This window comes from Streptomyces sp. NPDC054849, from assembly GCF_053610945.1.
Window position 1 is genome coordinate 1 of record NZ_JBSGZI010000040.1, and the last position, 26,163, is coordinate 26,163.

The 26,163-nt window shown below is 73.2% G+C and carries 22 protein-coding genes; 7 read left to right on the forward strand and 15 right to left on the reverse strand.

From position 1 onward, the window contains the following. Positions 1 to 95 precede the first annotated feature (95 nt). The 3 genes from ACWGIF_RS19080 to ACWGIF_RS19090 all read right to left on the reverse strand — a co-directional run bounded on the left by ACWGIF_RS19080 (position 96) and on the right by ACWGIF_RS19090 (position 3,255). Positions 96 to 701 (reverse strand): TetR/AcrR family transcriptional regulator, encoded by a 606-nt coding sequence (locus ACWGIF_RS19080; RefSeq protein WP_453498734.1) that lies wholly within the window; start codon positions 699 to 701, stop codon positions 96 to 98. A 68-nt stretch (positions 702 to 769) separates the two neighbouring features. After that, positions 770 to 2,497 carry a class I adenylate-forming enzyme family protein gene (locus ACWGIF_RS19085; protein WP_453498737.1) on the reverse strand — a complete coding sequence of 576 codons (1,728 nt, stop codon included), beginning with the start codon at positions 2,495 to 2,497 and terminating at the stop codon, positions 770 to 772. Further along, positions 2,482 to 3,255 carry an SDR family oxidoreductase gene (locus ACWGIF_RS19090; protein ID WP_453498739.1) on the reverse strand — a complete coding sequence of 258 codons (774 nt, stop codon included), beginning with the start codon at positions 3,253 to 3,255 and terminating at the stop codon, positions 2,482 to 2,484. The genes ACWGIF_RS19085 and ACWGIF_RS19090 overlap by 16 nt, the downstream gene beginning before the upstream one ends. Positions 3,256 to 3,357: 102 nt before the next feature. On the opposite strand from ACWGIF_RS19090, the gene ACWGIF_RS19095 reads away from it, so the two are divergent. From ACWGIF_RS19095 to ACWGIF_RS19110, 4 genes are all read left to right on the forward strand, one after another. Continuing rightward, entirely contained in the window at positions 3,358 to 4,674 is a 1,317-nt protein-coding gene (locus ACWGIF_RS19095) for an exo-beta-N-acetylmuramidase NamZ family protein (RefSeq protein WP_453498742.1), read from the forward strand. An 83-nt stretch (positions 4,675 to 4,757) separates the two neighbouring features. After that, positions 4,758 to 6,185 (forward strand): serine-threonine protein kinase, encoded by a 1,428-nt coding sequence (locus ACWGIF_RS19100; protein WP_453498745.1) that lies wholly within the window; start codon positions 4,758 to 4,760, stop codon positions 6,183 to 6,185. A 95-nt stretch (positions 6,186 to 6,280) separates the two neighbouring features. Then, positions 6,281 to 6,862 carry a hypothetical protein gene (locus tag ACWGIF_RS19105; protein ID WP_453498747.1) on the forward strand — a complete coding sequence of 194 codons (582 nt, stop codon included), beginning with the start codon at positions 6,281 to 6,283 and terminating at the stop codon, positions 6,860 to 6,862. Beyond that, the gene (locus ACWGIF_RS19110) at positions 6,859 to 7,608 is read left to right on the forward strand and encodes a 3-keto-5-aminohexanoate cleavage protein (RefSeq protein ID WP_453498750.1); all 750 of its coding nucleotides are present in this window, start codon (positions 6,859 to 6,861) and stop codon (positions 7,606 to 7,608) included. The genes ACWGIF_RS19105 and ACWGIF_RS19110 overlap by 4 nt, the downstream gene beginning before the upstream one ends. Here the strand turns inward: ACWGIF_RS19110 and soxR are convergent. Then, complete coding sequence (gene soxR / locus ACWGIF_RS19115) at positions 7,589 to 8,032, reverse strand: redox-sensitive transcriptional activator SoxR (RefSeq protein ID WP_453498753.1); 444 nt, start codon at positions 8,030 to 8,032, stop codon at positions 7,589 to 7,591. The genes ACWGIF_RS19110 and soxR overlap by 20 nt on opposite strands. Before the next feature lie 135 nt (positions 8,033 to 8,167). Here soxR and ACWGIF_RS19120 point away from each other — a divergent pair, with 135 nt between their 5' ends. Further along, positions 8,168 to 8,629 (forward strand): MaoC family dehydratase, encoded by a 462-nt coding sequence (locus ACWGIF_RS19120; RefSeq protein WP_326591893.1) that lies wholly within the window; start codon positions 8,168 to 8,170, stop codon positions 8,627 to 8,629. A 26-nt stretch (positions 8,630 to 8,655) separates the two neighbouring features. Here the strand turns inward: ACWGIF_RS19120 and ACWGIF_RS19125 are convergent, their stop codons facing one another. The 3 genes from ACWGIF_RS19125 to ACWGIF_RS19135 form a co-directional block, all read right to left on the reverse strand. Beyond that, positions 8,656 to 9,315 (reverse strand): TetR/AcrR family transcriptional regulator, encoded by a 660-nt coding sequence (locus ACWGIF_RS19125; protein WP_453498758.1) that lies wholly within the window; start codon positions 9,313 to 9,315, stop codon positions 8,656 to 8,658. A gap of 77 nt (positions 9,316 to 9,392) precedes the next feature. Next, positions 9,393 to 9,680, reverse strand: a complete 288-nt coding sequence (locus ACWGIF_RS19130) for a YiaA/YiaB family inner membrane protein (protein WP_453498761.1) — start codon at positions 9,678 to 9,680, stop codon at positions 9,393 to 9,395. Between the two features lie 260 nt (positions 9,681 to 9,940). Continuing rightward, a complete protein-coding gene (locus ACWGIF_RS19135; RefSeq protein WP_453498764.1) occupies positions 9,941 to 11,092 on the reverse strand; it encodes an acyl-CoA dehydrogenase family protein in 1,152 nt (383 codons plus the stop codon). Between the two features lie 78 nt (positions 11,093 to 11,170). Between ACWGIF_RS19135 and ACWGIF_RS19140 the strand changes: the two genes are divergently transcribed. After that, positions 11,171 to 11,815, forward strand: coding sequence for a TetR/AcrR family transcriptional regulator (locus ACWGIF_RS19140; protein WP_453498767.1), 645 nt, complete (start codon positions 11,171 to 11,173; stop codon positions 11,813 to 11,815). Positions 11,816 to 12,256: 441 nt separating this feature from the next. On the opposite strand, the gene ACWGIF_RS19145 is transcribed toward ACWGIF_RS19140, so the two are convergent. The 8 genes from ACWGIF_RS19145 to ACWGIF_RS19180 form a co-directional block, all read right to left on the reverse strand. Further along, positions 12,257 to 13,336, reverse strand: a complete 1,080-nt coding sequence (locus tag ACWGIF_RS19145; protein WP_453498770.1) for a Zn-dependent alcohol dehydrogenase — start codon at positions 13,334 to 13,336, stop codon at positions 12,257 to 12,259. Positions 13,337 to 13,432: 96 nt separating this feature from the next. Further along, the gene (locus ACWGIF_RS19150; protein ID WP_453498773.1) at positions 13,433 to 14,845 is read right to left on the reverse strand and encodes an aldehyde dehydrogenase family protein; all 1,413 of its coding nucleotides are present in this window, start codon (positions 14,843 to 14,845) and stop codon (positions 13,433 to 13,435) included. Between the two features lie 99 nt (positions 14,846 to 14,944). Then, entirely contained in the window at positions 14,945 to 16,486 is a 1,542-nt protein-coding gene (locus tag ACWGIF_RS19155; RefSeq protein ID WP_453498776.1) for a CitMHS family transporter, read from the reverse strand. Positions 16,487 to 16,559: 73 nt separating this feature from the next. After that, positions 16,560 to 18,803: a molybdopterin-dependent oxidoreductase gene (locus tag ACWGIF_RS19160; protein WP_453498779.1), complete on the reverse strand. Its 2,244-nt coding sequence runs from the start codon at positions 18,801 to 18,803 to the stop codon at positions 16,560 to 16,562. Between the two features lie 424 nt (positions 18,804 to 19,227). Further along, the gene (locus ACWGIF_RS19165) at positions 19,228 to 19,848 is read right to left on the reverse strand and encodes a TetR/AcrR family transcriptional regulator (RefSeq protein ID WP_453498863.1); all 621 of its coding nucleotides are present in this window, start codon (positions 19,846 to 19,848) and stop codon (positions 19,228 to 19,230) included. A gap of 40 nt (positions 19,849 to 19,888) precedes the next feature. Next, on the reverse strand, positions 19,889 to 21,190 hold the full coding sequence (locus ACWGIF_RS19170) for a hypothetical protein (protein WP_453498781.1): 1,302 nt from the start codon (positions 21,188 to 21,190) through the stop codon (positions 19,889 to 19,891). 256 nt (positions 21,191 to 21,446) lie between these two features. Next, complete coding sequence (locus ACWGIF_RS19175; RefSeq protein WP_453498865.1) at positions 21,447 to 22,271, reverse strand: hypothetical protein; 825 nt, start codon at positions 22,269 to 22,271, stop codon at positions 21,447 to 21,449. 239 nt (positions 22,272 to 22,510) lie between these two features. After that, positions 22,511 to 24,649 carry a right-handed parallel beta-helix repeat-containing protein gene (locus tag ACWGIF_RS19180; protein WP_453498784.1) on the reverse strand — a complete coding sequence of 713 codons (2,139 nt, stop codon included), beginning with the start codon at positions 24,647 to 24,649 and terminating at the stop codon, positions 22,511 to 22,513. A 169-nt stretch (positions 24,650 to 24,818) separates the two neighbouring features. Between ACWGIF_RS19180 and hmgA the strand changes: the two genes are divergently transcribed. Then, positions 24,819 to 26,147, forward strand: coding sequence for a homogentisate 1,2-dioxygenase (gene hmgA / locus ACWGIF_RS19185; RefSeq protein ID WP_453498787.1), 1,329 nt, complete (start codon positions 24,819 to 24,821; stop codon positions 26,145 to 26,147). Positions 26,148 to 26,163 lie beyond the last annotated feature (16 nt).

The following is a 26,163-nucleotide window of genomic DNA, read 5'->3' on the forward strand; positions in this document are numbered from 1 at the left end:
GCGGCCGTCCGCCCGTCCGCCCGGCGGCTCAAGCGGCTCGGGCGGCTCGGGCGGCTCAGGCGGGCCGACGACCCCATGCTGGGGCAGGCGGCCGGTCAGGGGCGCAGGGCGCGCAGCAGCAGGTCGGCGAGGTGATCAGCGACCTGCTGGGGCGTGAGGGGACCGTCCGCCCGGTACCAGGTGGACAGGTGGTGCACGGACCCGAAGTGGTAGTCCACCACCAGGTCGGCGGGGGTGGCGCTGGAGAACACGCCCGTGCGCTGCCCCTCCTCGACCAGTGCCCGGAAGCGCTCGTGGTAGCGCCGCCGCTCCGCCCGTACCTGCTTGAACTTCTCGGGACTGAGCTGGTGCATCGACCGGAAGAAGATCATCGCGTCGTCGAGGTTCTCGATGGTGGTGACGACCACGTCGGCGGCCGCCGCCCGCAGCCGCTCCTCGACGGGCGCGTCGGAATCGGCCACCGCGTCGAGCCGCTGCTGCTGCAGACGCAGCATCCGCGCGTACACCTCGTGCAGCAGATCGTCCTTGGAGCCGAAGTAGTGGTAGAGCGCACCCTTGGTGACTCCGGCCGCTTCGACGATCTCCTGGACGGAGGTGCGGTCGTAGCCGCGCTCGGCGAACAGCCGGGTGGCGACGGCCAGCAGCCGCTGCGGTACCGGGGCTTCGTGCGTGACTGCGGGCTCCGTGGTCCTGGCCGCCATGGCGATGACCTTCCCTTCCTCATTCCTGCCTGGTCACTGCGACCAGCTGTACGACCGTCCGACTGTTTTCAGCCGCGGTCGCGCAGTTCCCGTCGCAGGATCTTGCCACTGGTCGTCTTCGGAAGGACAGGCAGGATCTCCACCTGGCGCGGGTATTTGTACGCGGCGATGCGCGCGGCGCAGTAGGCGGAGAGCTCCTCCGGGCCGACCGGGCTACCGGGGCGCAGGCTCACGTACGCCTTGACGCTCTCCCCGCGGTACGGGTCGGGGACGCCGACCACGGCGGCCTCGCGAACGGCGGGGTGGGTGTAGAGCACGTCCTCGACCTCGCGCGGCCAGACCTTGAAGCCGGAGGCGTTGATCATGTCCTTCTTCCGGTCGACGACGTAGAGCCAGCCGTCCGGGTTCATGAAACCGACGTCACCGGTGCGCAGTTCGCCGTCCGGGAAGGCCTTGGCGGTGTCCGCGGGCAGGCCCCAGTAGCCGGGGACGACCTGGGGGCCGCGGACGGCTATCTCGCCGGTCTCGCCGAAGGGGACCTCGGCGCCCTGCTCGTCGAGGATGCGCACGACGGTGTCGGCGCCGGGCAGGCCCACGGAGAGCGTGCCGGAGGCGGGGTCGACCGGGGCTTCGAGGTGCACGGGCACGGAGGCACAGGGGGCGGTGCACTCGGTGAGGCCGTAGCCGTTGCGGAGGTAGAAGCCGAAGGTGGTGCGCAGGCGCTCGACGAGCGCGGGCGGGAGCGGGGCACCGCCCGAGGAGATCACCTGGAACGAGGCGAAGTGGTCCGGGGTGACGTCGGGGTGCGCGGCGAGGGCCATGAAGGCGGTGGCCGGGCCGACGGTGTAGGCGGGGCGGTGCTCCACGAAGGCGTCGAGGACGGCTCCGGCGTCGAAGCGGTGGGCGAGGACGAGGGTGCCGGCGTTGGCGAAGCAGGCGGCGAGTTCGCAGACCATGCCGGTGATGTGGAAGAGGGGCGCGAGGGCGAAGTAAGTGGAGCCCTCGGGGAGGGGGTGGGAGGTGACCTGCCGTACGGCGTTGTACGTGAGCGCGCCGTGCGGGTTCATCGCGCCCTTGGGGGCGCCGCTGGTGCCGGAGGTGTAGCTGATGAGGGCGGTGTCGGCGGCGGTGAGGTGCGGGTCCTCCGGCGCGGGGTGGCCCTGACGGGCCACGGTCACGAGGTCGGCGGTGTGCACTCCGGGCAGGAGGGCGGGCAGGCCCCGTGCGGCCAGACCGGACGGGTTCGGCTCGGCCGGCGGACCGAAGAGACGGGGGTCGTCGCGTGTCTGGAAGTCCCGGTCCGAGGCGGTCAGGACGGTCCGCACGGCGCTGCCCCGCACGGCCTCGCGCAGGTACGCCTCCCACGCACGGCCGTCGCAGACCAGCGCGGCGGCCCCGGAGTCGCCCAGGACGTGCCCGACCTCACCGGACTTGTACATGGGGTTGAGCGGGACGACGACGGCCCCGGCCTTCCAGGCGGCGAGGACGGCGAGCACGAAGTGCGGGGTGTTCTGCAGCATGACCGCGACCCGGTCCCCGCGGCGGATGCCGCGTGCCGCGAGGTGACCGGCGAGGGAATCGGAGAGCGCGTCGGCACCGGCGTAGCCGATCCGGCCGTCGAAGTAGGCCAGCGCGGTGCGCTCGGGGGCCCGGGCGACGGCCTCGCGAAAGGCGTGCAGCACGGTGGGCGGCGGAGTCACGGGCGCCCGCTGGGCGGGGGCGAGCAGCCGGAGCCAGGGCCTGGCGGCGTACGAAGAGCCGTACGAGGATCCGTACGAGGTCACCGTGTCTCCCATTTCTGCTGCAGGTGGTTCATGCCGCTCAGCCAGCGGTCCGGCTCGGTGGCGCGGGCGGCGTAGAAGTCGGCGACCTCGGCGTGCGGGAGGATCAGGAACCGGCCCTTCTCCATGCCGTCGAACAACGCGTCCGCGACCGCCTCGGGCTCGATCGCGGTCGGCGCGAGGACGAGCTCGCCCGCCGAGCCCGCGGCGGTCAGCATGTCGGTGCGCACTCCTTGCGGGCAGATGGCGTGGACCTGGACACCGCGGTGCCGGTAGGTCAGCGACAGCCATTCGGCGAAGGCGAGCGCACCGTGCTTCGTGACACTGTACGGGGCCGCTCCGATCATGGTCAGCAGCCCGGCGGCCGAGACGGTGGACACGAAGCGGCCGCTCTCCCGCTCCAGCCAGTCCGGCAGCAGCAGTCTGGCGGCGCGCACGTGGGCCATGACGTTCGTGTCCCAGGCCGCTTCCCAGACCGCCTCGTCGGCGAAGGCGTCGCCGCCCGAGGCGAGTCCGGCGTTGGCGCAGTAGACGTCGACCGTCCCGCCGAGGGCCTCGCGGGCCTCGGCCACGATCGCCGAGGCGTCGCCCGGGACCGGGGTCGCCCGGGCGCCGATCGCGCTCGCCACCGCGGCGGCCTTGGCCGGGTCGAGGTCGTTGACCACCACCGTGGCGCCTTCGGCCGCGAAGCGGTGCGCGAGGGCGGCGCCGATGCCGCCGCCCGCGCCGGTGACGACGACTCGCTGGTCCTGGTACGCGTTCACGGGGATCACCTCTCGTGCGGCCGGAAGCCGGCCGTGCTCATCTGCCGACGGCGAGCAGACTAACCAGTCGGTATGTCGGGACGGAAGGGGCGCGGCTCGTAACGTGTCCGGATGACGCTGTCGCGACGCGGGGTGCTGGGGCTGGCGGGGGCCATCGGTTCGGCGGGCGTGGTGGGCGCGGTGGGAGCCGCCGCCACGACGGCCGGGGCGGCGGGCGCGGCACCCTCCGGGCCGGCTCCCGGGTCGGCCGCCGGGGTAGCCGCCCCGCGGGCCGCGGCCCGGGTGCGCACCGGCTTCGAGCGGCTCGCCGCGGACGGGTACGGCATGCTGGCCGGGCAGAAGGTCGGGGTGGTCACGAACCCCACCGGGATCACCCCCGACGCCCGGCACCTGGTCGACGTCCTCCACGCGGACGAACGGGTCGACCTCGTCGCGGTGTTCGGGCCCGAGCACGGCTTCCGCGGAACGGCGCAGGCGGGGAACTCCGAGGGAGCCTCACGGGATCCGGCGACCGGGCTTCCGGTGTACGACACGTACGACAAGAGCGGGCAGCGGCTCGCGGACGTGTTCACGGCGGCCGGGATCGACACCGTCGTCTTCGACGTCCAGGACGTCGGGGCGCGCTTCTACACCTACATCTGGACCCTCTACGACTGCATGCGCGCGGCCGCGCTCGCCGGCAAGGCGGTGGTGGTGCTGGACCGGCCGAATCCGGTGGGCGGCCGACGGGCCACGGGGCCGGTGCTGGAGCGGCCGTACGCGAGCTTCGTGGGCCGGGAGCCGATCGCGCTCGCCCACGGAATGACGGCGGCCGAACTGGCCCGGCTCTTCAACGGCGAGTTCCTGTCCGACCGGCCGGTCGCCCTGCGGACGGTGGCGATGTCGGGGTGGCGGCGGGAGTCGTTCTTCGGGGAGACCGGGCTGCCGTGGGTGCCGCCGAGCCCGAACATGCCGACCCCCGACACGGCCCTCGCGTACGCCGGCACCTGCCTGTTCGAGGGCACGAACCTGTCCGAGGGGCGCGGGACGACCACGCCCTTCGAGGTGGTGGGCGCGGAGGGCATCGACCGGCGGTGGGCGGAGGCGGCGAACGAGCTGGGGCTGCCCGGGGTGTGGTTCCGGGAGGCGTACTTCACGCCGACCTTCTCCAAGCACGTGGGCAAGGTGTGCGGCGGGGTCCGGCTGCTCGTGCACGACCGGGAGGCCTTCGACCCGGTTCGGGCCGGGATCGGGCTGCTGGTCACCGCTCGGCGGGCGTGGAGCGGATTCGGCTGGCGCACGGACCACTGGATCGACCGGCTGACCGGCTCGGACCGGGTGCGGACGATGGTGGACGCGGGGGCCGGCGTCGAGGAGATCGCGGGCGACTGGGCGGCGGGGCTGGCGCGCTTCGAGGCGGTGCGCAGGAAGTACCTGATCTATCCGTGAGCCGACCGCGTCAGGGGGCTGGCCGGGCGGGCCCGGCAGCAGGATGCTGACTGCACCGGAGGCACGGCGTGAAGGGGGACGTCATGGCGGACAGCGGTGGCGGGGTCGGGATCGGCGAGGGGAACAGGGCCGGGAACGGGAGCAGGGGCGGGATCGGAACCGGGATCGGCATCGGGACCGGGACCGGTGCGGTTGCGGGTGCGGGAGTCCGGGCAGGGATCGGGGCCGGGCCGTACGCGGAGCTCACCTTCGACTCCCAGGGGGACGTGGACCGGGCCACACAGGGGACGGTGGCCCGGATGGAGGCCACGGACCTGCTGGTCTTCGCACACGGCTGGAACAGCGACCGGTCCACCGCGACTCGGCTCTACGACCGGTTCTTCGCCCCCTTCGCGGGGCTGGTGGGGTCGGGGGTGCGCCTGGGCTACGTGGGTGTCGTATGGCCTTCGATGCGGTTCTCGGACGAACCCATACCGGACTTCGACCCGCCCGGCGCCCTCGCCGGTCCCGGCTTCGGAGCGGCGCTGGACCCCCTCACCCGCCAGTCGCTCGGGCGGTTCTGGCCCGGTCGTCGGGCGGAGCTGGACCGGGTGGCGGAACTGCTCGAGGAGCGGCCGGACTCGGCGGCCGCGTTCATCGAATTCGGCGCGCTCGTAAGGGAGTTGGCGGGGCTGGACGCGGTGCCGACTGCGGACGCCCCGGCCGTTCCCGCGATCTTCGCGGACGACGTGCTGGAGGTGTGCCGGGCCCTCGCGCGCGGACTGGTCGAGGCGGGCGCGCCGGCCGCGGCCGCCGACGGGCCGGGCGTCGCGGCGGGCGGCGGGCCGGGCCTCGCGGCGGGCGACGGGCTGCGCGGGCTGTGGGGCGGCGCCAAGGAGCTGCTGCGGCAGGCGACCTACCACAAGATGAAGAAGCGGGCGGGCGTGGTCGGCGAGCGCGGCCTCGGCCCGGTGCTGGCGGAGCTGGCGGCCGCCCGCCCCGCACTGCGGTTTCATCTCATCGGACACAGCTTCGGGGCGCGGGTGGTGTCGTTCTCGCTGCGCGCGGTGCCGGACGGGGCCCGGTATCTGAAATCCGTGACGCTGCTCCAGGGCGCCTTCTCCCACTACGCGTTCGCCGAACGGCTTCCTCACGACAAGGGCCGCGGCGGCGCCCTGCGCGGTCTCCACCGGCGGGTCGACGGACCTGTGGTGGCCTGCCACTCCCCCCACGACTCGGCCCTCAAGGTGTTCTATCCGCTGGCCTCCCGGATGGCAGGGGATTCGGCCGGTCTGCTGGGCTTCGACGAGCGGTGGGGCGCGATCGGACACAGCGGGGTGCAGGCGGTGCCCGGCGCGCCGCGGCTGAGCCTGGACGCCGCCCTGCGCGAGGGCGTCCCCCCGGCCGGTTGCGTCAGTGTGGACGCGGGCTCGGTGGTGCGGCGCGGCGGCGCCCCCTCGGGGGCGCACAGCGACATCTGCCACGAGGAACTGGCCCGGGTCGTGGTGGCTGCGGGGCGCATGGGGCGCTGACTTCCGGCCATGTGCCACCCGCACGCCTCGACCGCCCCCGCATGCGCCCGCCTCGGGCAGGGCATGTTGGGCACATCGGCGGAGGTGATGGTGTGATGGCGGGATTCCGGAGTCTGGCCTATCAGGTACGCGACGCGCGCAACGACCGGGCCCTGCGGCGCCATTCGCTGCGCCGCTGCCTGGAGCGGTTCGCGCCGTACGGGCACCGGGCCACGTGGTGGCACCTGTGCGACCGGCACGGGATCGCCCCCGAGGACCGGGGGGCCGATCCGCTGCGGCTGGTCGCCGCGCTGGAGGAGCTGGAGGACGCGCGGGCGGTCTGGCTGGAGTACGAGCGCCAGTTCGCGGAACGGCGCCGGCGGGAGAAGCACCACGGGCTGCGCCGGCCGGAGTGGGCGTGGGGCGGGAGCGGGGACGCGGTGGTGCGGTGCGCGGATCCGGGGGTGCGACCGGACGGGACGCTGGGCGAGGTGCTGCGGCGGCTGGTGCGGGCGCTGGAGTCGGAGCCGGGAACGGCGTGCCCGGTCTGCGGGGACACCGAACTGCGCTGGCCGGCGGTGGCTCCGGTCGGCCCCTGGGAGGGGGCGTGGGCGTGGGACGGGCCGGTCTGCGCGGGCTGCGGAATCGTTGTGCCGAGACCGGCCCTGGCGGACAGCCCACAGGCCGGGGCCGCGTGAGCCCGCTGCTGCAGGTGTCGCTGAACGGCTCGCGGAGCGCCGCCGACGGCCCGGCTGTGCCGATGTCGCCGCAGGACCTGGCGGAGTCGGCCGTGCGGGCGGTCGCGGCGGGGGCAGGCGAGGTACTGGTGCATCCGCGGACCCCGTGCGGGCGGGAGAGCCTCTCGCCGCGGGTGGTGGGGCCGGTGGTGGAGGCGCTGCGGCGCGCCGGGGCGGGCGTACCGCTGTCGGTGTCCGCGAGCATCGGGGCGGAGCCTGATCCGGCGGGGCGACTGGAGCGGGTGCGCTCCTGGACGGTGCTGCCGGACCGGGCGGTGGTGCATTTCGCGGAGCCGGGCGCCGGGGAGCTGGCGGAGGTCCTGCTGGCGCGGGGGGTCGCGGTGGACGCGGTGGTGCCGCTGGGTGGGCCGGCCGGGCCGGAGCCGATGGCACGGTTCCTGGCCTGGCCGGTGCGCGATCCCGGGCGGGTGCGGCTCGCGGCAGAGCTCGCGACGGCCGATCCGGCGCTGGTGGCCGGACTGCGCGGGCTGCCGCCGGTGGCGGTGCTGCTGTTCGGGCGGGACGCGGCCGCCTGGCCGGTGCTGCGGCTGGCCGCCCGGTGCGGGACGGGTACGCGGACCGGCGCAGGGGACGTGCTCCACCTGCCGGGCGGGCGGCCGGCAGGGTCGAACGCCGAACTGGTGGCCGCGGCCCGGGAACTGGTTCCGGAGAACGGTTCCAGGGGGACTACAGCCGCGAACCGGTGAGCCGCTCGCCGAAGACGTCGTCCGGGTTGGACAGCGCGCAGGTCTCCATCGAGAGGCAGCCGCAGCCGATGCAGTCCGTCAGGTGGTCGCGCAGGCGGCCGAGCCGGCTGATCCGCTCGTCGAGCTCGGCGCGCCAGGCCTCGGAGAGCCGGGCCCAGTCCTCGCGGTTGGGGGTGCGCTCCTCGGGGAGCTGGGCCAGTGCCTCGCGGATACTGGCCAACGGGATGCCCACGCGCTGGGCGGCGCGTACGAAGGCCACGCGGCGCAGTGCGTCGCGGGTGTAGCGGCGCTGGTTGCCGGAGGTCCGGCGGCTGCTGATCAGGCCCTTGGCCTCGTAGAAGTGGAGCGCGGAGACGGCCGCGCCGCTGCGGGCGGACAACTGGCCGACGGTGAGTTCATGGATTTTCTCGGGAATCTGCGGCACCCGGCCGAGGGTAGCCGGAGGTCCGTTGACATACACATGCGGTCCCAGCATGCTGAGCAAGCGCTTATTCATCCGTCAGTCGTCTGCTGAGCAGTCCGTCAGTCGTCCGTCAGTTGCGAGAGACAGGAACAGGGCATGGCCGAGCCGAGGGTCTTCACGTCCGCCGAGGAGCTGCACGCCGGGATCGGCGAGCCGCTCGGTCCCAGTGGGTGGCTGGAGGTGGACCAGAAGCGGATCGACCTCTTCGCGGACGCGACCGGCGATCACCAGTGGATCCATGTGGACCCGGAGCGTGCGGCGACCGGCCCCTTCGGCTCCACCATCGCCCACGGCTATCTGACGCTGTCCCTGCTCCCCAGCCTGGTGCCCCAGATCATGCGCGTCGAGGGCATGCGGATGGGCATCAACTACGGGACGAACAAGGTGCGTTTCCCGGCGCCGGTGCCGGTCGGTTCGCGGCTGCGCTCCACCGCCGTGATCACGGAGGTCGTGGAAGCGGGGGGCGGCGTACAGGTCACGGCCACGGTCACGGTCGAGCGCGAGGGCGGCGACAAGCCGGTGTGCGTGGCGGAGTCGGTGTCCCGCTACTACTTCTGAGGTCCCCCTCCGCCGCCTGGAGTCGACTACTCCGCTTCGGAGGTCGGGCTCTGCTTCCGGGGGCCCGGCCGCGCGGCCACCATGCGGAGCACGAGGTCGGCGTAGAGCGCGCCGACCTCGTCGGGCGTGCGCTGCCCGGCCACGCTGAACCAGCGGGCCACGTCGATGCACAGCGACAGGACGGCGAGCGTGGTGCCCGGCACGTCGGGGACGTCGAACTCCCCTGCCGCGACCCCGTCGGCGAGGATGCGGCGTACGGCCGCGTCGCTCTGCCGGCGCAGCGCGACGATCTCGGAGCGGTGCTCCGCGGCGAGAGCGTCGAGCTCGTACTGGACCACGCGCGCGGTGGTGTGATGCGCCGCGTGCCACCGCACGAAGGACCGTACGGCGGCGTCGAGCCGCTCGGCGGCGCAGCCGGGGCCGTTCGCCGCGGAGGTGAGGATCTCCAGCGCCTTGTCGTGGCCGATCCGGCTGATCCGGTGGAGCAGCTCTTCCTTGGTCTTGTAGTGGATGTAGAGCGCGGCCGGGCTCATCCCGGCACGGCCTGCGATGTCACGTGTGGTCGTGGCGTGGTATCCGCGCTCGGCGAAGGCCTCGACGGCGGCGACGAGCAGCCGGCGTGCGGCGTCGGGGGTGACCTCGGACCACGGCCGGTAGCCGTCGACCGTGTCCTCCGCGCTGTCCATCGCTCACTCACCTCTTCACCGTGTGGGAGTGAACACCCTACCGGAGGGTGAGCAAGCGCTTAGCGTTCGCGAGCCGGCTACTTCGGCGAGAAGGGATCGTACTCGGCCATGATCTTCTCCATCCTGGCCTGATCCACCCGGCTGACGATCTGCGTGACCTCCTGTCGGTCGCGGATCACCTTGGCGAGCGTGAAGGCCGAGGTGGTGAGGTACAGGACCGCGATGCCGAGGAAGGCGCGGACCCATCCGTCCACCTCCAGGTTGTAGATCCCCACGGCCACGGCGCCGATGGCGATGCCGAAGGAGGCGACGGCCTGGCCGTAGTACGCCCCCGTGCTCTGCTGCTTGACCGGTGTCTCGTTCATGGGTCGAGCATCGGGCCGGACGGGGCCGGGGGACATCCGCACGCGTACTCATTCCGGCGATACGGGTACTCAGGCGGCCCCGCGGGACACGGAGGGGGCGTCGCGCGCGGAGGGCACGTCGGGCTCGGGGAGCACGGAGGGCACGTCGGGCTCGGGGAGCACGGCGCGGAGGGCGCGGGGAGCACGGCGCGGAGGGCGCGGGGAGCACGGCGCGGAGGGCGCGGGGAGCACGGCGGGCGCGGAGGGCGCGTCTGGCCGGCTCAGAAGGCGGAAACACCGGTTCGGGCGCGGCCGATGAGCAGCTTCTGGATCTGACTGGTGCCCTCGTACAGGGTCATGACGCGGGCGTCGCGCAGCAGCTTGCCGACCGGGTACTCGTCGATGTAACCGTAACCGCCGTGCACCTGCAGGGCGTTGCTCGCGGCGCGCACGGCGGCCTCGGAGGCGAAGAGCTTGGCGGTGGAGGACTCGGTGGCGAAGGGCTGCCCCCGGTCGATGAGGTCCGCGACCCGCCAGGTCAGCATCCGTGCCGCGTCCACGTCGACCGAGATGTCGGCGATGAGCTCCTGGACCAGCTGGTGATGGGCTATCGGCTTGCCGAACTGCTCGCGCTGAGCGGCGTACGAGACGGCCGCGTCCAGGGCCGCCTGGGCGATGCCGACGCAGCCGGCGGCGACCGACATCCGGCCCTTGGCGAGGGCGGACATGGCGACCGAGAAGCCCTTGCCCTCGGGGCCCAGCATGGCTGAGGCGGGCACGCGGACGCCGTCGAGGACGAGTTCGGCGGTGGCCTGGCCGCGCAGGCCGAGCTTGCCGTGGATCTCGCGGCGGGTCAGGCCCGGCGTGCCGGTGGGGACGAGGAAGGCGGAGACCCCTCGATGGCCGGGCTCGTCGCCGGTGCGGGCGAAGAGAAGCACCACGTCGGCCCAGGTGCCGTTCGTGATGAACATCTTGCTGCCGTCGAGGACGTATGCCTCCCCCTCCCGCTCGGCGCGGGTGGTGAGGCCGGCCGCGTCGGAGCCGGTGCCGGGCTCGGTCAGCCCGAAGCAGCCGAGCGCGTCGCCGGAGCACAGGCGGGGCAGCCAGCTGCGCTTCTGCTCCTCGGTGCCCCAGGCCGCGATGGTTTTGGCGACCAGACCGAGGGAGACGGAGACGATCCCGCGCACGGCGGAGTCGCCGCGTCCGAGTTCCTCGGTGACCAGGACGTAGGCCAGGTGGTCCCCGCCGGAACCGCCGTACTCCTCGGGGACCGTCAGGCCGAGGAAGCCCAGCGCGCCCAGCTTCTTCACGATCGCCCGGTCCACGCTCTCGGCGCGGTCCCACGCGGCGGCGTACGGGACGACCTCGCGCTCGGTGAACTCGCGGGCGAGCCGCCGTACGGCGCTCTGCTCCTCGCTCAGCTCCAGATTCACCAGGCACCTCCGGGCGTCCGTCCGGAGCATTTAACTAGCACCGGTAGTTTAGGGCGGGCAGGCCCTACTATGTGGCGCATGGCCAGACCGCGCAAGCCCCTCCTCAGCCGAGACCGCATCGTCGAGGCGGCCGGCGCGCTGGTGGACACGGAGGGGCTGGAGGCGGTGTCGACCCGGCGGCTGGCGGCCGCGCTCGGGGTCAGCGGACCGTCGCTCTACAACCACTTCCGCACCAAGGACGAGATCCTGGACGCGGTGGCCGACGCGGTGAGTGCACGGGTCGACTTGTCGATGTTCGACGGTGGCGGCACGGACTGGCGCGGCGCCCTGCGCGCGTGGGCGCACTCGTACCGGGACGCCCTGGCGGACCATCCGAACATCGTGCCGGTGCTGGCGCGCGGGCCGGGCCGGCGCCCGGCGGGACTGCGGCTGGCGGACGCGGTGTTCGGCGCGATGACGGCCGCCGGCTGGCCGCCGGCGCAGGCGACCCGGATCGGCGCGCTGATGCGGTACTTCATCCTCGGCTCGGCGGTGGCCTCGTTCGCCCGGGGTTTCGTGGACGACCGCGCGGCATACGATCCGACGGACTACCCCCACCTGGGCCAGGCCCACCTCCTGGCCGAGCGCGGGCGAGAGGTGGACGAGGGCGCCTTCGAGACGGGCCTGACGGCGCTGCTGGACGGGCTGGCCCTCCAGTACGAGGCGCTGGACGAGACTGCGTGACCCGCGGGGGCGCGGATGTCCCGCCGTACGGCTCCGGGGCTCCCGGCCTGCGCGGCCATCGTGCTCCCGACTCCGCGCTCCAGACTCCGTGCTCACCGACGCGCCGGGCGGGCGCGGCCGGTGCGTCCAGTCGCTGCGCGGGCGCGGAACGGGCGTGTCCGGGGCTGCGCGCATGCCTCCGGGATACCGACGCCACCGTCCGCAGCCGGGGCTGCCGTGCGCTGACGGAACGGGGGGAACGTCCCGCCGAGGTACGCAACCCCTGATGCCGCCGCCGAGGCCGCTGCAGGCCGACCCGTCGATCGACATGGACGCAAGACGGTACGGGCGCTCGCTCGCTCGACGCGGAGCGGCCACGGGCACCGGCTCTGCGGGCCCGGAGCGGCGCGGGCACCGGCTCTTCGGGCCCGGAGCGGCGGCGGGGCCCGCCATGTGGCGCCGCTAGAAGACGACCAGGGAGCGGCCGCCCTTGCCCGCGAGCATCGCGTCGAAGGCGGCCGGGATGCCGTCGAGGGTGATGCGGTCCGTGACGAGGGCGCCGAGGTCAAGGCGGCCCGCGCGGACGTGTTCGGCGATCACCGGCAGGTCGCGGGCGGGGTCGCTGTTGCCGTAGACGCAGCCGGTGAGGGTGCGGGCGAAGTGGAAGATCTCCAAGGCGTGGAAGGTGACCTGCTGTTCCTTGCCTCCGATGCCGACGACCGTGGTGCGGCCGCCGCGGCGGGTGGACTCCCAGGCTCCGCGGATGGTCTCCGCCCGGCCGACGCACTCGACGGCGACGTCCGCGCCCTGGCCTGCGGTGAGCGCGCGGATCTGCTTGGCGGTGGTGTCTGAGGCGAGCACGAACTCGGTGGCCCCGGCTGCGCGGGCCAGTTCCTCCTTGGCCGGGGACACGTCGACGGCGATGACCGGGCCCGCCTGCGCGATCCGTGCGGCCTGCAGCGCGGCCAGCCCGACCCCGCCGACACCGAAGACGGCCACCGACTCTCCCGGGCGGACCTGGGCGCTGTGGCGGACGGCCCCGTAGCCGGTCAGGACGGCGCAGCCGAGCAGGGCGGCCTCGGTGAGCGGGATTCCGGCGGGCGCGGGCAGCACGCAGTTGGCCGCGACGACGGTCTCCTCGGCGAACGCGGCCACGTTCAGCCCGGGGTGCAGCTCGGTACCGTGCGCGTCGTGCGCGTAGACGGCCCCGACCCCGGTGAGCGCCGAGGCGCAGAGCCAGACCTCGCCGATGGTGCAGTGATGGCATGTCCCGCAGGACGGCGCCCAGTTGAGAACCACGCCGTCCCCGGGGGCGACGTGTGTGACGCCCTCCCCGACGGCGAGGACCGTGCCCGCGCCCTCGTGGCCGAGGACGGCGGGTACGGGGACCCGCATGGTGCCGTTGGTGAGGGAGAGGTCGGAGTGACAGACCCCGGCTGCGGTGAGCCGCACCCGGACCTGCCCGGGGCCGGGATCGGGCAGCACGATCTCCCGTATCTCCAGCGGGGCTCCGACGGCGGGCAGGATGGCGGCGCGGACCATGGTCGTCGTCTCGTCTTTCCGGGGCTGAAGGGCTGGCGGCTGAAGGGGCTTACGGGAAGGGGCGGGGAGGCCGGGCGGGGTGGGGCGGCTGTGGGATCAGAACTGCAGGGACTTGGTCTGGAGGTACTCCGCCAGCCCGTGCGGGCCCAGCTCACGGCCCACACCCGACTGCTTGTAGCCGCCGAAGGGCGCGAGCACGTTGAAGCGGCCGCCGTTGATGTCCACCTGGCCGGTGTCCATACGGCGCGCGAAGGCGACGGCTGTCGCCTCGTCGGCGGCCCAGACGGCGCCGCCCAGGCCGTAGACGGTGCCGTTGGCGATGCGCAGGGCCTCCTCCTCGTCCTCGTACCGGAGGATCGACAGCACCGGGCCGAAGATCTCCTCCTGGGCGATGGTCATGTCGGGGGTGACATCGGCGAACACGGTCGGGGCCACGAAGTACCCCTGCGCATGCGGTGCGTCGGGCCCTCCGGCGACGAGGCGGGCGCCTTCCGCGACGCCCTGCGCGATGTAGCCGCGGACGCGCTCGCGCTGCTTGGCGTTGATGACGGGGCCGACGCGGGTACCGGCCTCGCGGGGGTCGCCGGTGGGGTAGTCGGCGACGGCGGCGGCCGCGAGCGAGACGGCCTCCTCGTACTGGTCCCGGTGGACGAGCATCCGGGTGAGCGCGTTGCAGCTCTGGCCGGTGTTGTTCATGACGTGGCCCACGCCCGCCGCGACGGCCTTGCCCAGGTCGGCCCCGGGCAGGATGACATTGGCCGACTTGCCGCCCAGTTCGAGGGCGACCCGCTTGACGGCGGCGCCGGCCGTGGCACCGATCTGCTTGCCGACGGCGGTAGAGCCGGTGAAGGAGACGAGGTCGACTCCCTCGTGAGCGGCCAGGGCCTGACCGGCGACCGGGCCGGTACCGGTCACCAGGTTGAAGACTCCGGCCGGGACGCCCGCCTCGTGCACGGCTTCGGCGAAGAGCTGTGCGGTCAGCGGGGTGTCCTCGGCCGGCTTGAGGACGAGGGTGCAGCCGGCGGCGAGAGCGGGTGCCACCTTTGCAACGATCTGGTGCAGCGGGTAGTTCCAGGGCGTGATGGCTCCGACCACACCGACCGGCTCCAGGAGGACGGTGGAGTTCCCGAGCCGCTCCTCGAAGGCGTAGGAGGACGCCAGCTCGGCGTAGGAGGAGGCCACGGCGATCGGCGCGCCGACGTGGACGGCCGTCGAGAAGCCGAGCGGCGAGCCGAGCTCGGCGGTGATGGTCTCGGCCAGCTCACCCTTGCGGGCCAGCAGGACGTCGCGGAGCGCGCCGATCAGTGCGGCCCGCTCGGCCGGAGGCGTGGCCGCCCAGCCCGGAAAGGCCTTGCGAGCCGCGCGTACGGCCGCGTCCACGTCCTCGGCGGTGCCCGCCGGGACCCCCGCGATGACCTGTTCGTCGGCCGGATTGACGACGTCGATCCGGTCGCGTCCGGCGGAGGGCCGCCATGCGCCGTCGATGTACATCCCGTCGTGGGCCTTCATGGCATTCCTCCCGAGCAACGCGCGAGCGCGTGGATCCGACCTCGCGAACACCCTACAAACTAGCGCCGGTAGTTTTTACCTGCCAAGGGGTGGGCGGCATCAGATGATGCCGAAAAGCATCCCTGCCGCGAGGACGACGAGGGAGGTCAGGGCCGCCCATTTCACGGTGAACCGGGTGTGGTCGCCGAACTCGACCTTGGCCATGCCGACGAGTACGTAGACGGCCGGAACCAGTGGGCTCGACATGTGCAGCGCCTGGCCGACGAGGGAGGCGCGGGCGATCTCGAGCGGCGAGACCCCGTGGGCTGCGCCGGCCTCGGCCAGTACCGGCAGGACGCCGAAGTAGAAGCCGTCGTTCGACATGAAGTAGGTGAGCGGCAGGCTGAGCAGGCCGGTGACCAGGGCCATGTGCGGGCCCATGCCCTCGGGGATGGCGCCGACGAGCCAGTCGGCCATGTGCTTGACCATGCCGGTGCCGGTGAGGACTCCGGTGAAGACGGCGGCGGCGAAGACCATGCCGGCGACGTTCAGGACGTTGTCGGCGTGGGCGGCGATCCGGGCCTTCTGGTCGGGCATGTGCGGGAAGTTGACGGTGAGGGCGAGGGCGGCTCCGAGCAGGAACAGCACCGGGATGGGCAGCAACTCCATGATCATCGCGGTGAGCAGGGCGACGGTGAGGCCGGCGTTGAACCAGTAGAGGCGCGGGCGCAGGGTGGGGCGGTGGGGGTCGAGGCCCTGGAAGCCGTCCTCGGGGGCGGTCTCGGAGCCGCTGCCGTGCGGCACGGCGGCGGAGCCCGAGGCGGCCGCGGGCCCGGCGGGCAGGTCGACGGAGGCGGAGGAACCAGCGGCGGAACCGGTGGACGCGGTGACGCCGTCGGTGGCGGCGGAGGCGGCAGTGGCCGGGACGGTGGCGATGGTGGAGGCGCCAGTGCCCGAGGCGGCCGGGACGGGGCCGGCCGGGACGAGGCCGGCCGGGACGAGGTCCTCCTCGGTCGCCTCCGGCTCCGCCTGACCGGGCAGGACCAGTGTGCCGACGCGGCGGCGTTCCTTCACACCGAGGACGTACGCCAGGACGAACACGAAGAGCAGGCCCACCGCCAGGGCCGGGATCATCGGGACGAAGATGTCGGCGGCGTCGAGCTTGAGAGCGGTCGCGGCGCGGGCCGTGGGACCGCCCCAGGGCAGGGTGTTCATGACGCCGTTGGCCGTGGCCGCGACGCCCGTCATGACCACCAGGCTCAGTCCGAGCCGCTTGTAGAGCGGATACATGGCCGAGACGGTGATCATGAAGGTGGTCGATCCGTCGCCGTCGAGGGAGACGATCGCGGCGAGGACGGCGGTGCCGACCACCACCCGCATCGGGTCGGCCTTGCAGAAGCGCAGGATGCCGCGCACGATCGGGTCGAAGAGGCCGACGTCGATCATCACGCCGAAGTAGACGATTGCGAACATCAGCATGGCGGCGGTCGGAGCGAGCTTGCCGACGCCGTCGATGACGTAGTCGCCGAGGTGCGCACCCTCGCCTGCGAACACGCAGAAGAGTGCGGGGATGAGGACGAGCGCCGCGATGGGCGACATTTTCTTCATCATGATCAGAACCAGGAAGGTCGCGATCATGGCGAAGCCGAGGAAGGTCAGCATGGGGGGAAGGTAGGTGCCGCCTCCTTATGCCAACAAGACGTCCACGCGTGAGCAATACGAGCAAAACCCCAGCTCAGGGCAGTGGTGTGAGTTCGACGGGGAAGCCGTTGAGCACGGCGGTGCCCGACAGCCTGTCCAGCCGGCTGCCGTCGATCAGCTGGTTGACGTTGGCGCCGGGCACGGCTGAGGCCACCTCGAGCCGGGTCCCGGCGCGGTCATGGCCCCAGCCGTGCGGAAGGCTCACCACGCCGGTGCGTACGGCGTCGGTGACCTCGACCGGCACCTCCAGGCTTCCGCCGTCGGCGGTGATCCGGGCCCGTCCCCCGTCCGTGAGCCCCAGCCGGGCGGCGTCCTCCGGGTGGACGTGGAGGGTGCAGCGGTTGGAACCTCCGGTGAGGGCCGGGACGTTGTGCAACCAGCTGTTGTTGGACCGCAGGTGGCGGCGGCCCACGAGCACCAGGGCGGCGGGGCGTTCGGCGAGCGCGGCGCGCAGCCGCGGTAGCTCGCCCGCGATCGGGTCCGGAAGCATCTCGATCCTGCCGCTGCGGGTCCTCAGCACGCCCGGGAGCCGGGGCTGCAGCGGGCCCAGGTCGATGCCGTGCGGGTGCGCGAGCAGATGCTCCAGGCTGAGCTTCCCGCTGCTCTCCCCCTCGGCCGCCGCGCCGAAGCGGTCTCCGTACGGCCCGAGTCGGAGCATCAGGTCGAGCCGGCGCTCGGGGCCGCTCTCACCGGTGAGGAGGCCGGCGAGGCGCGCCGGGTCCTCGCCGTGCAGGGGGGAGTGCGGGTCGGCGGTCTCCCTGGCCAGAGCACCCTGGACGGCCAACTCGTCGACGGCCTCCGGTCCCGCCGAGCCGTGCATGCCGGAGACGGCCAGGACGAGGCGCGCGTGGATTTCGCATTCGTCGAGGCGGCCCGCTTCGAGGGGGACGGCGGCGCGGGTGTAGCGCACCTGGTTGCGGATGGCGAAGCCGTTGAAGGCGAAGTCGTGGTGTGCGCTCTGAGAGGGCGGCGGCGGGGGCAGCACGACGTGGGCGTGGCGTGAGGTCTCGTTCAGGTAGGGGTCGACCGAGATCATGAAGTCGAGGCCGGCCAGCGCCCGGTCGAGCCGGTCTCCGTCAGGTGCGGACAGGACGGGATTCGCGGCGATGGCGATCAGGGCGCGGATCCGCCCCTCCCCCGGGGTTTCGATCTCCTCGGCCAGGGCGGCGGTGGGCAGTTCGCTCTTGACCTCGGGGTGACCGCTGACCCGGCTGTGCCAGCGGCCGACCGCGAAGCCCTTGCCGGGCCCGGCGGGGCGGGGCCGCGGGCCGGCGGCCGGGAGCGGGAAGAGGGCTCCGCCCGGCCGGTCGAGATTGCCGGTGAGGATGTTCAGTACGTCGACCAGCCAGCTGGCCAGCGTGCCGTACTCGACGGTGCAGCTGCCGATCCGCCCGTAGACGGCGGCGGTGGGCGCGGCCGCGAGCTCGCGGGCGAGGGTGCGGATCTCTTCGGCCGGGAGGTCGCAGGCGGGGGCGACGGCCTCAGGAGTGAAACTCCCGAGCGCGGCGGCGAGTTCCCCGAGGCCCTCGGTCCACTCCTCCAGGGCGCCGGGGGTGGCGAGCTTCTCGGCGAGCAGTGTGTGTGCGAGGGCGGCGAGCAGCAGTGCGTCGCTGCCGGGGCGCGGCGCGAGGTGGCGGTCGGCGAGCCGGGCCGTGCGCGTACGGCGCGGGTCGACGACGACCAGGGTGCCGCCGCGGGCGCGCAGGGCCTTGAGCCGGCCGGGGAAATCGGGGGCGGTGCACAGGGAGCCGTTGGACTCGACCGGGTTGGCGCCGAGGAGCAGCAGGAAGTCGGTGCGGTCGAGGTCGGGGACCGGGATGGCGAAGGGGTCGCCGAAGAGCAGCCCGCTGGACACGTGCTTGGGCATCTGGTCGAGCGTGCTGGCCGTGAACAGGTTCCGGGTGCCCAGAGCCTTGAGGAGCAGCGGCGGGTAGAGGGCGCCGGCCATGGTGTGGACGTTCGGGTTGCCGAGCACCACGCCGACCGACTGCGCACCGTAGTCCCGGACGAGCGCGGGGACGGCGGCCGCGATGGCCTCGTAGGCCTCTTCCCAGGTGGCCTCCCGAAGGTGCCCGTCGCGCCGGACGAGCGGGGTGCGCAACCGGTCCGGGTCGGCGTCGAGCTGGCCGAAGGCGGCACCCTTGGGGCAGATGAACCCCCTGCTGAAGACATCGTCGCGGTCACCGCGGGCACCGGTGACGGCGTCGCCGTCGATGGTGAGGGTGAGGCCGCAGGTGGCTTCGCAGAGGGGGCAGATGCGCAGGGCGGTGCGGGGCATGGGCCCTCCAGGGGCGGCAGGCTGCGACACGGACACGCGGAGGCACGCAGGGGTACCCACGAGCATACCGACCGGTACGCACGGAGGGGAGGGGGGCGCGTGACCGAGTACGCGCGGACGGCCGGGGGCCGGTCGGGCATGGCCGGGGAAGGGAGCGCGGCCGGGGAAAGGGGGCGCGGCCGGGGATACGGGACGCGGCCCGGGGAAAGGGGGTGCGCCGCCTGGGGCCGCGAGGTGCCGAGGCCCGGGGTCGTGAGCGTGCCGAGGCCCGGGGTCGTGAGCGTGCGGGACGGAGCGAAAGCCAGGGCTAAGGGCATCGGTGGGAGCGCGGCCAGGGCGGGTGGACCGCCGGGCACGTCAGCCGTCGGCAGCAGTGGACCGCCAGGGCATGGCAGGCGCCGCAGCAGCGCGGGGCCCGGGTCAGTCAGTCCAGTACGCGGGCCAGGTAGGCCTGCATCATCGCGCGGGTCTCGCGAACGATGTCGGGGTCGCCGGCCGGGTCGGTCCGGAAGGCCAGTTGGATCAGCGCGTCGGTGGCCTCGACCGCGACGAGGACCGCTCGCTCCAGGGTGACGTCCGGGGTCAGACCGAGGTGGGTGGAGAGCAGCTCGGTCAGGCGGGCGGCGACCTGGTGATTGGGGTCGGCCTCCGGGCCGTCGGCCGGCGGCGCCGGTACGCCGAAGTCGACGAGCGCGAAGCCGGGCACGCTGCGCTTCATGGCCAGGTACTCGTCCAGTACGGCGTTCACGACGGGCCGCCAGTCGGTGGCCGGGAGGTCGCTGAGGCGGTCCGCGATGCCGTCGGCATAGCGGTCCAGGTTGCGATGGGCGAGGGCGATGGCCATGGCCCGCTTGTTGCCGAAGAAGCGGTAGACGGAGCCGATCGGCACTCCGGCGCGCAGGGCGACGGCGCGGGTGCTGAGGTTCTCGTACCCGGTCTCGTCCAGCAGCTCGGCGCAGGCGTCGAGGATCCGGGCGAGCCGGTCGGCACTGCGCTGCTGGACCGGCGTCCGGCGCAGGGAGGGGACGGGAGGCACGGGGTCCATCATGCCGTTCCTCGCTTCTCGGTTCGGCGGGGGCCTCACCTCAGTTCAGCAGGAGGCTGAGCCCCCCGATGGTGTAAGTGATCATCAGCGCGAGCAGGGGCAGCTGGCCGGCCACAGCCTTCGCGGGCGGAAAGAGGCGTACGGAGCGGTCGTGAGCTGCGACGACGCCGAGTACGTGACCGGCGACGACGGCGATGACCTGGAGGGCGGCGAGGCCGCCGGGACCCACGGGCGGGACGGGTTCGGGGGCGTTGTCAGTGCCCAGTGTCATGCTTACTGTGCGTGGTCCTTCGACTACCAGGAGGGAGAAGTAGTGGGCGACGAGATAGCCGAGGGCGATCGGCACGAGTGAGTGCGCGAAGGCGGTCAGCGGACGGCGGTGCGGGCCGCTGACGAGGCGGGTGGCCGCGGCGCAGAGGCAGTACAGGGTGGCGACGAGGGCGATGGAACCGAGCAGTCCGAGTGTGGCCGCGGGGGTGCGGCCAAGGGGGGAGGTCTGGATCGCGTTGATCCACGAGGGGTTGTCGGAGAAGCCGTCGTAGGCGGTGGAGCCGAGCAGGACGCAGACGGTGGCGACGAGTCCGGGCCGTTCGGGTGTCGCGTCGAGTCCATGGAAGGGATTACGGAGAACGAGACGGCCGTCGCTGCGACGGCCGAGGGGGGAGAGCCGGGCCAGGAGGGCGGAGTACACCTCGAAGGCGTCTCCGTCGTCGAACCAGCGCTCGCCGAAGCGGGCGGCGAGCAGCAGCTGAGCGGTGGCGTAGGCGGTGAGAGCGACGAGGAGGGTGGTGGTGGATGCGGGATCCGGAGCGACGAGTTCGAGCCAGGTGAAGCCGAACAGCCCCACCGCGGCGGGCCATTGGCCCAGCCGGGAGGGGAGGGGGCGGTCGGGGCCGCGGAGGCGCAGGGCTCGGGAGAGCAGGCGGTGCAGGGTGCGGAGCGGGTTGAGCAGACGCCAGACGGGGCCGAGGAGGAGGGAGGCAGGGACGAGTCCGACCCAGAGGAGGACATAGACGGCCGCGGGAGCGGGGTTGCGCGCGGGGTCGTCGGGACCGAGGAGGAGGTGGATCAGGACGGCCAGTGCGGCGGCGAGTCCCAGTCCGCGCAGGACGGTACGGGTGGCCGGCGCGTCGGCCACCCGCTGGACGGCGGCGGGCAGGGCGAGGCCCGAGTGCGCACCCCGGAAGCGGGAAGTGGACCAGAGCAGCCCGAGCGCGAGGAAGGAGACGAACAGCGCGGCAAAGGCGCCGGCGAAGGCGTAGAAGGGAGAGATGGGCAGATCGTGCTGGGAGCCGATCCCGTGCGCGAGCGTGGTGAACGGTTCGGCCGGGTGAAGGACCACGCCTCGGCCGAGTCCGCCACTGCCGTCACCCGGCGCGGGACCCGGCCCGAGGCCGCTCAGCAACGCCCCGCCCAGGGCATGACCCCACCGATGCTTTGGCCTGTCGTCCCGGACTCGGGCCCGAGTCCGGGCCACCGGGCCGGGACGGCAGTCGGGGACGCGCGCCGGGGGATCGGGGACGCGGACCGAGGCGCGTGCGGGGACGCGTGCCGGGAGGTGCCCCGGGGTGCGTGCGCGGAGGTGGGCTTGGGTGGGGTCATCGGACGAGGAGTTGGGTGAGGAGGAGGCTGGACTCGTGGGTCTCGACCTCGAAGAGGCCTGTGCGGTCGGCCGTCAGGGTGAGGGTGGCCTCCTGGCCTGCGGGCAGGGCGAGTTCCTTGTCGTAGCCGTGGACGTGCAGGGTGTCCGCACGGTCGCTGGTGACGCGCAGGGCGACGCGTTCTCCGCGCCGCAGCTCGGTGCGGGCGGGGGCGGGGCTGACCTTGCCGTCGCGGACGGTGATGGCGACCGTCCGGTCGGCCGGTTCCCGGCTCGGCGCCTGCGGGTCCGGTGACCGGGGTGGTGGCTCGCCGTGGCTGTGGCCGCCTGACGCGCCCGGGGCGGCGGCGGTGAGCTGGGCCGTGCCCTCGACCGGCTTGCCGGAGACCGCCCAGGCGGTGTGGTCGTCCGCGTAGAGGCGGACGGTCAGGGTGTGGGGGCCTTCGGGGACCTGTGCAGCGGGCAGGTGGAACCACGGGCCGTAGAGGCGGGCCAGCTTGCGGCCGTCGAGTTCCAGGTGGGCGTGGCCGGCGCCCGGGAGGGCGGCGCCGCCGGTGCTGTCGGGGGTGAAGCGGTAGTTCTTCACCGTCAGCTGGAGGTTCCAGCCGTCCTCGGAGTCCGGTCGGACGGCCAGCTGGACCTCGGGGGCGCCTAGGGCCGGGACCTCGCGGAGCTTGTGGCCGGCGGCGTCGGTGGCGGTGAGCAGGGTGCCGACGCTTCCGGACGCCTGCTCGTGGGTGGTGCCGGGCTTGTGGTGGGTGGTGGCCCGCCCGCCGCAGCCCGTCGCCGCGCCGCCCGCCAGCAGCAGGGCGAGGGCGAGCAGGGCCGCGGCAGCCCGGGCGGCCCGGGCGGTCCGGGCGGTCCGGGCGGTCCGGGCGGTCCGGGCGGTCCGGGCGGTCCGGGCGGTCCGGGCAGCGGACCCGTCAAGGCGGGTGGTGCGGGTGGTGTGGTGGGACCTGCGCGTCGATCGGTGCGGCGTGCCGCAGGCGTCGCACCGGATGCGGGCGTCGGGCCGGTCGGTCACGGCCGGCCTCCTGGGGTCGGGGCGGCCCTGGGCGGGGGTCACGGCGTGGGATCCGGGGTCGCCGGGGGCTCGGGGGCCGCCGCGCGGAGGGCCGGGGCCGGGCCGGCGGGGACCCGGGCGCGGTCGCCCGCGGGGTCGTCGCCCGGGCCGGAGGGGTGGGCCGGGGCTCCTGGGCGGGCCGACGCCACGACGGCCCACAGCACCCAGACCACGGCGACCAGGGCACGGACCCAGGCGGGGCTCAGGGGGGTCCAGGGGATCATCAGGACCGCCTTGTCGAAGGCGTCCAGGAGGGTGAGCCCGGCCAGCAGCAGGCTCAGGCGGGCCAGCCAGGGGCGGGCCGGGCGTAGCGCCAGGCCGACGCCCGTCCACCACAGCCCGAGCAGGAGGAGGGCGAGGGCCGGGACGAAGGTGGCGGTCAGTCCCGTGGTGGAGCCGGCCACGTCCAGGACCAGGCCCGCGAGGCCCAGAAGCGAGGCGGCCGTGCCCAGGCGGGAGCCGCGCAGGCGGCGCCACCAAAGGACCCCGCCGACCAGGAGCTGGACGGCCGCCACGGCCAGGGCGAGCTGGGTCTCCACCCGCTGCAGGCCGCGTGCGCCGTACCAGTCGCAGCCGGCCGGGAGTTTGCGCGCCTGGACGTTGTAGTCCGCGCAGACGAGGAGTTGGACCAGCTTGACCGGTTCGCCGACGAGCCGGGCCGAGGCCCCCGAGACGGCGCCCCGCCGCTCACCGCACTGCGGGACCGTGCCGGGGGTGGAGCCGTCGGGGCCGTCCTGCCAGCAGTTGCCCCTGCCCTGGCCGTCCCACCACACGTCCATGCCGTTGGGGCGGGCGGCGCCGGACTTGTCCTTGCCCATGACGTTTCCGGCGTACCGGTTGTGGTGGGAGGTGTCCGTCTGCTTCGACCACTTCTCCTCGCCGCGGATGAAGGCGGGGACCGCGCTGAGGAAGAAGCCCGCGCGCTGGTGCCCGTACACCCAGTTGCCCTCGTAGAGGTTCCAGTTGCCTCCGGCGGTGATGATGCCGGTGCCCGGCGGCATGGAGATCTGCGGGCAGACGACGCCGCGTTCGTAGCCGCGCTCGATCGGCGGTTTGGCGCAGGTGCCGTCGGCGACGTGGCGGTAGTAGTCCTGGTTGTTGTCGTGGATCAGGTTCCGCTCGAAACGGGCGTGGTTCTGCGGGAGTCCGGGGTGGCCGGGGAAGGCGCTGTCCATCGAGGCGCCGCCCATGTTCTGGTCGAACTCGTTGTCGTGCACCCAGACCGAGTCGCCCGCGGTGCCGGAGTACCCGACCATGTTGTGGTGGCTGCGGCAGCCGGTGATCTCGATGGAGTAGCGGGGGACCTCGTAGCCGCGGCCGTCGTTGATGTCGGAGGCGCTGCCGGGGTAGATGCCCGAGTCGCCGTTCCCGTACGACTCGCAGTTCTTGTAGAGCCCGTGGTCGCTGGCGAAGGTCAGGAAGCCGTACTCGTCGTTCCAGCGGGTCAGCACGTCGTCGATGACGAAGCCGTCGCCCGCCAGCACGTACAGCGAGTTGAAGGTGGTGCGCTGGGCGGTGAAGTTGCGGAAGTAGATGCCGTTGGACCGGTCGGCGCGCAGGGCGTTCAGCTTCTGGTACTTGGCGTCGACGACCACGTCGAGCCGTGACGCGCCCGTGCCCTCGATCTGCAGGTTCGTCTTGCCGAGGATCGCGACGAGGTTCTGGTTGTGCCGGCACTGCACCTGCTGCTCGTAGGAGAGGATCTGATAGCCGAGCGAGGACTGGGGGGCCTTCAGCGCGGCGCACTCCCCCGTCGGCTTCGGGAGCGAGGGCTCCTCCTCGTACAGGCCGGGGAGGAGCGCGATGTTCATCCCGGGCCGGTCGACGGCGTCGACGGCCTCCTGCAGATGCCGGTAGCCGCTCTGCTCGCACCGTGCGTAGAGGGCGAGGTTGCGTTGTCTGAGCTCCTCCGGGAAGCCGGCTATCCGGCGTTCGAAGGCGGGCCGGTCGGTCTTGCAGACGATCAGGTCCGGCTCCCCCCTGCGGTACTCGGGTACGGATCCGGAACCGTCCGGGAAGGTGACCGGGCGCTCCTCGTGCGCGCGGGCGGCGGGCGCGGCGGCGAAGAGGGACAGGAGGGCGATGAGGGCGGCGAGGAGCGCCGCCGGCACGGCAGGGAACCTGCGGGTCCACGACATGCGCGTGAGAGTAGAGCATTGTTCATCTTTTGGGATCCCCCTGGGAGGAATCCGTCTCCCGCCCGGGATGCACGGCGGATCGGAAGGCCGGACCGGGTCGCCGTTGACGTGCGGGCCGCGGAATCCTACTGTCAGCCATAGGATTCCTTCGACGGAGCGGGAGCAGCACATGAGCGAGCAGGTCGGCCCCGAGCAGGCCAGGAAGACGGCGGAGGCTCTGGAGTACCTCACCGGCTTCGGCAACGAGCACAGCTCGGAGGCCGTCCCCGGCGCGCTGCCGATCGGCCGGAACTCGCCCCAGCGCGCTCCCCTCGGCCTCTACGCCGAGCAGCTCAGCGGCAGCGCCTTCACCGAGCCCCGCAGCGGAAACCGCCGCTCCTGGCTCTACCGGATCCGCCCCTCGGCCGCGCACCCGCCCTTCACCCGCATCGACAACGGCGCCCTGCGCACCGCGCCCTTCACCGAGGCCCCGGCGGACCCGAACCGGCTCCGCTGGAACCCGCTGCCCGACCCGGCCCCCGGCACCGACTTCCTGTCCGGCCTGTGGACCCTCGGCGGCAACGGCGACGCCACCCAGCGCGCCGGCATGGCGGTCCACCTCTACGCCGCCAACGCGTCCATGACGGACCGGGTGTTCAGCGACTCCGACGGCGAGCTGCTGATCGTCCCCGAGCGCGGCGGACTGCTCCTGCGCACCGAGCTGGGCCTGCTCGCCGCCCGCCCGGGTGACGTGGCCCTGATCCCGCGCGGCGTCCGCTTCCGCGTGGAGCTGCTGGACGCCGACGCCCGCGGTTACGTCTGCGAGAACTACGGCCTGCCCTTCGAGCTGCCGGATCTGGGCCCGATCGGCGCCAACGGACTCGCCGCCGCACGGGACTTCCAGGCCCCGGTGGCCGCGTACGAGGACAGCGAGCGCCCGACGGAGGTGGTCAACAAATTCTGCGGCAACCTCTGGTCGGCCACCTACGACCACTCCCCGCTCGACGTGGTGGCCTGGCACGGCACCCACGTTCCGTACGTCTACGACCTGCGCCGCTTCAACGTCCTGGGCACGATCAGCTACGACCACCCCGACCCGTCGATCTTCACGGTCCTGACCTCGCCCTCCGACACCCCGGGGCTGGCGGGCGTGGACTTCGTGGTCTTCGCCCCGCGCTGGCTGGTCGGCGAGGACACCTTCCGCCCGCCGTACTTCCACCGCAACGTGATGAGCGAGTACATGGGCCTGATCGAGGGCGCCTACGACGCCAAGGCCGAGGGCTTCGTCCCCGGTGGCGGCTCGCTCCACAACATGATGTCCGCACACGGCCCCGACCACGAGACCTTCGACCGGGCGAGCGCCGCCGAGCTGAAGCCGCAGAAGATCGACGACGGCCTGGCCTTCATGTTCGAGACCCGCTGGCCGATCACCGCCACCGCCCAGGCGGCCGGCGCGGATCACCTCCAGCGCGGCTACGACGACGTATGGCAGGGTCTGCAGCGCCACTTCCGTGCCTGACCTGCACTGCATACCC

Bases quoted from the DNA above. Each gene is read 5' to 3' on its own strand.
- ACWGIF_RS19120 (WP_326591893.1), top strand. From the start codon at position 8,168: ATGGCCGAGCCGAGGGTCTTCACGTCCGCCGAGGAGCTGCACGCCGGG.
- ACWGIF_RS19165 (WP_453498863.1), bottom strand. From the start codon at position 19,848: ATGGACCCCGTGCCTCCCGTCCCCTCCCTGCGCCGGACGCCGGTCCAG.
- ACWGIF_RS19130 (WP_453498761.1), bottom strand. From the start codon at position 9,680: ATGAACGAGACACCGGTCAAGCAGCAGAGCACGGGGGCGTACTACGGC.
- ACWGIF_RS19100 (WP_453498745.1), top strand. From the start codon at position 4,758: ATGGCGGACAGCGGTGGCGGGGTCGGGATCGGCGAGGGGAACAGGGCC.
- ACWGIF_RS19105 (WP_453498747.1), top strand. From the start codon at position 6,281: ATGGCGGGATTCCGGAGTCTGGCCTATCAGGTACGCGACGCGCGCAAC.
- ACWGIF_RS19160 (WP_453498779.1), bottom strand. From the start codon at position 18,803: ATGCCCCGCACCGCCCTGCGCATCTGCCCCCTCTGCGAAGCCACCTGC.
- ACWGIF_RS19150 (WP_453498773.1), bottom strand. From the start codon at position 14,845: ATGAAGGCCCACGACGGGATGTACATCGACGGCGCATGGCGGCCCTCC.
- ACWGIF_RS19085 (WP_453498737.1), bottom strand. From the start codon at position 2,497: ATGGGAGACACGGTGACCTCGTACGGATCCTCGTACGGCTCTTCGTAC.
- ACWGIF_RS19095 (WP_453498742.1), top strand. From the start codon at position 3,358: ATGACGCTGTCGCGACGCGGGGTGCTGGGGCTGGCGGGGGCCATCGGT.
- ACWGIF_RS19180 (WP_453498784.1), bottom strand. From the start codon at position 24,649: ATGTCGTGGACCCGCAGGTTCCCTGCCGTGCCGGCGGCGCTCCTCGCC.
- ACWGIF_RS19080 (WP_453498734.1), bottom strand. From the start codon at position 701: ATGGCGGCCAGGACCACGGAGCCCGCAGTCACGCACGAAGCCCCGGTA.
- ACWGIF_RS19140 (WP_453498767.1), top strand. From the start codon at position 11,171: ATGGCCAGACCGCGCAAGCCCCTCCTCAGCCGAGACCGCATCGTCGAG.
- ACWGIF_RS19125 (WP_453498758.1), bottom strand. From the start codon at position 9,315: ATGGACAGCGCGGAGGACACGGTCGACGGCTACCGGCCGTGGTCCGAG.
- hmgA (WP_453498787.1), top strand. From the start codon at position 24,819: ATGAGCGAGCAGGTCGGCCCCGAGCAGGCCAGGAAGACGGCGGAGGCT.
- ACWGIF_RS19155 (WP_453498776.1), bottom strand. From the start codon at position 16,486: ATGCTGACCTTCCTCGGCTTCGCCATGATCGCGACCTTCCTGGTTCTG.
- ACWGIF_RS19145 (WP_453498770.1), bottom strand. From the start codon at position 13,336: ATGGTCCGCGCCGCCATCCTGCCCGCCGTCGGAGCCCCGCTGGAGATA.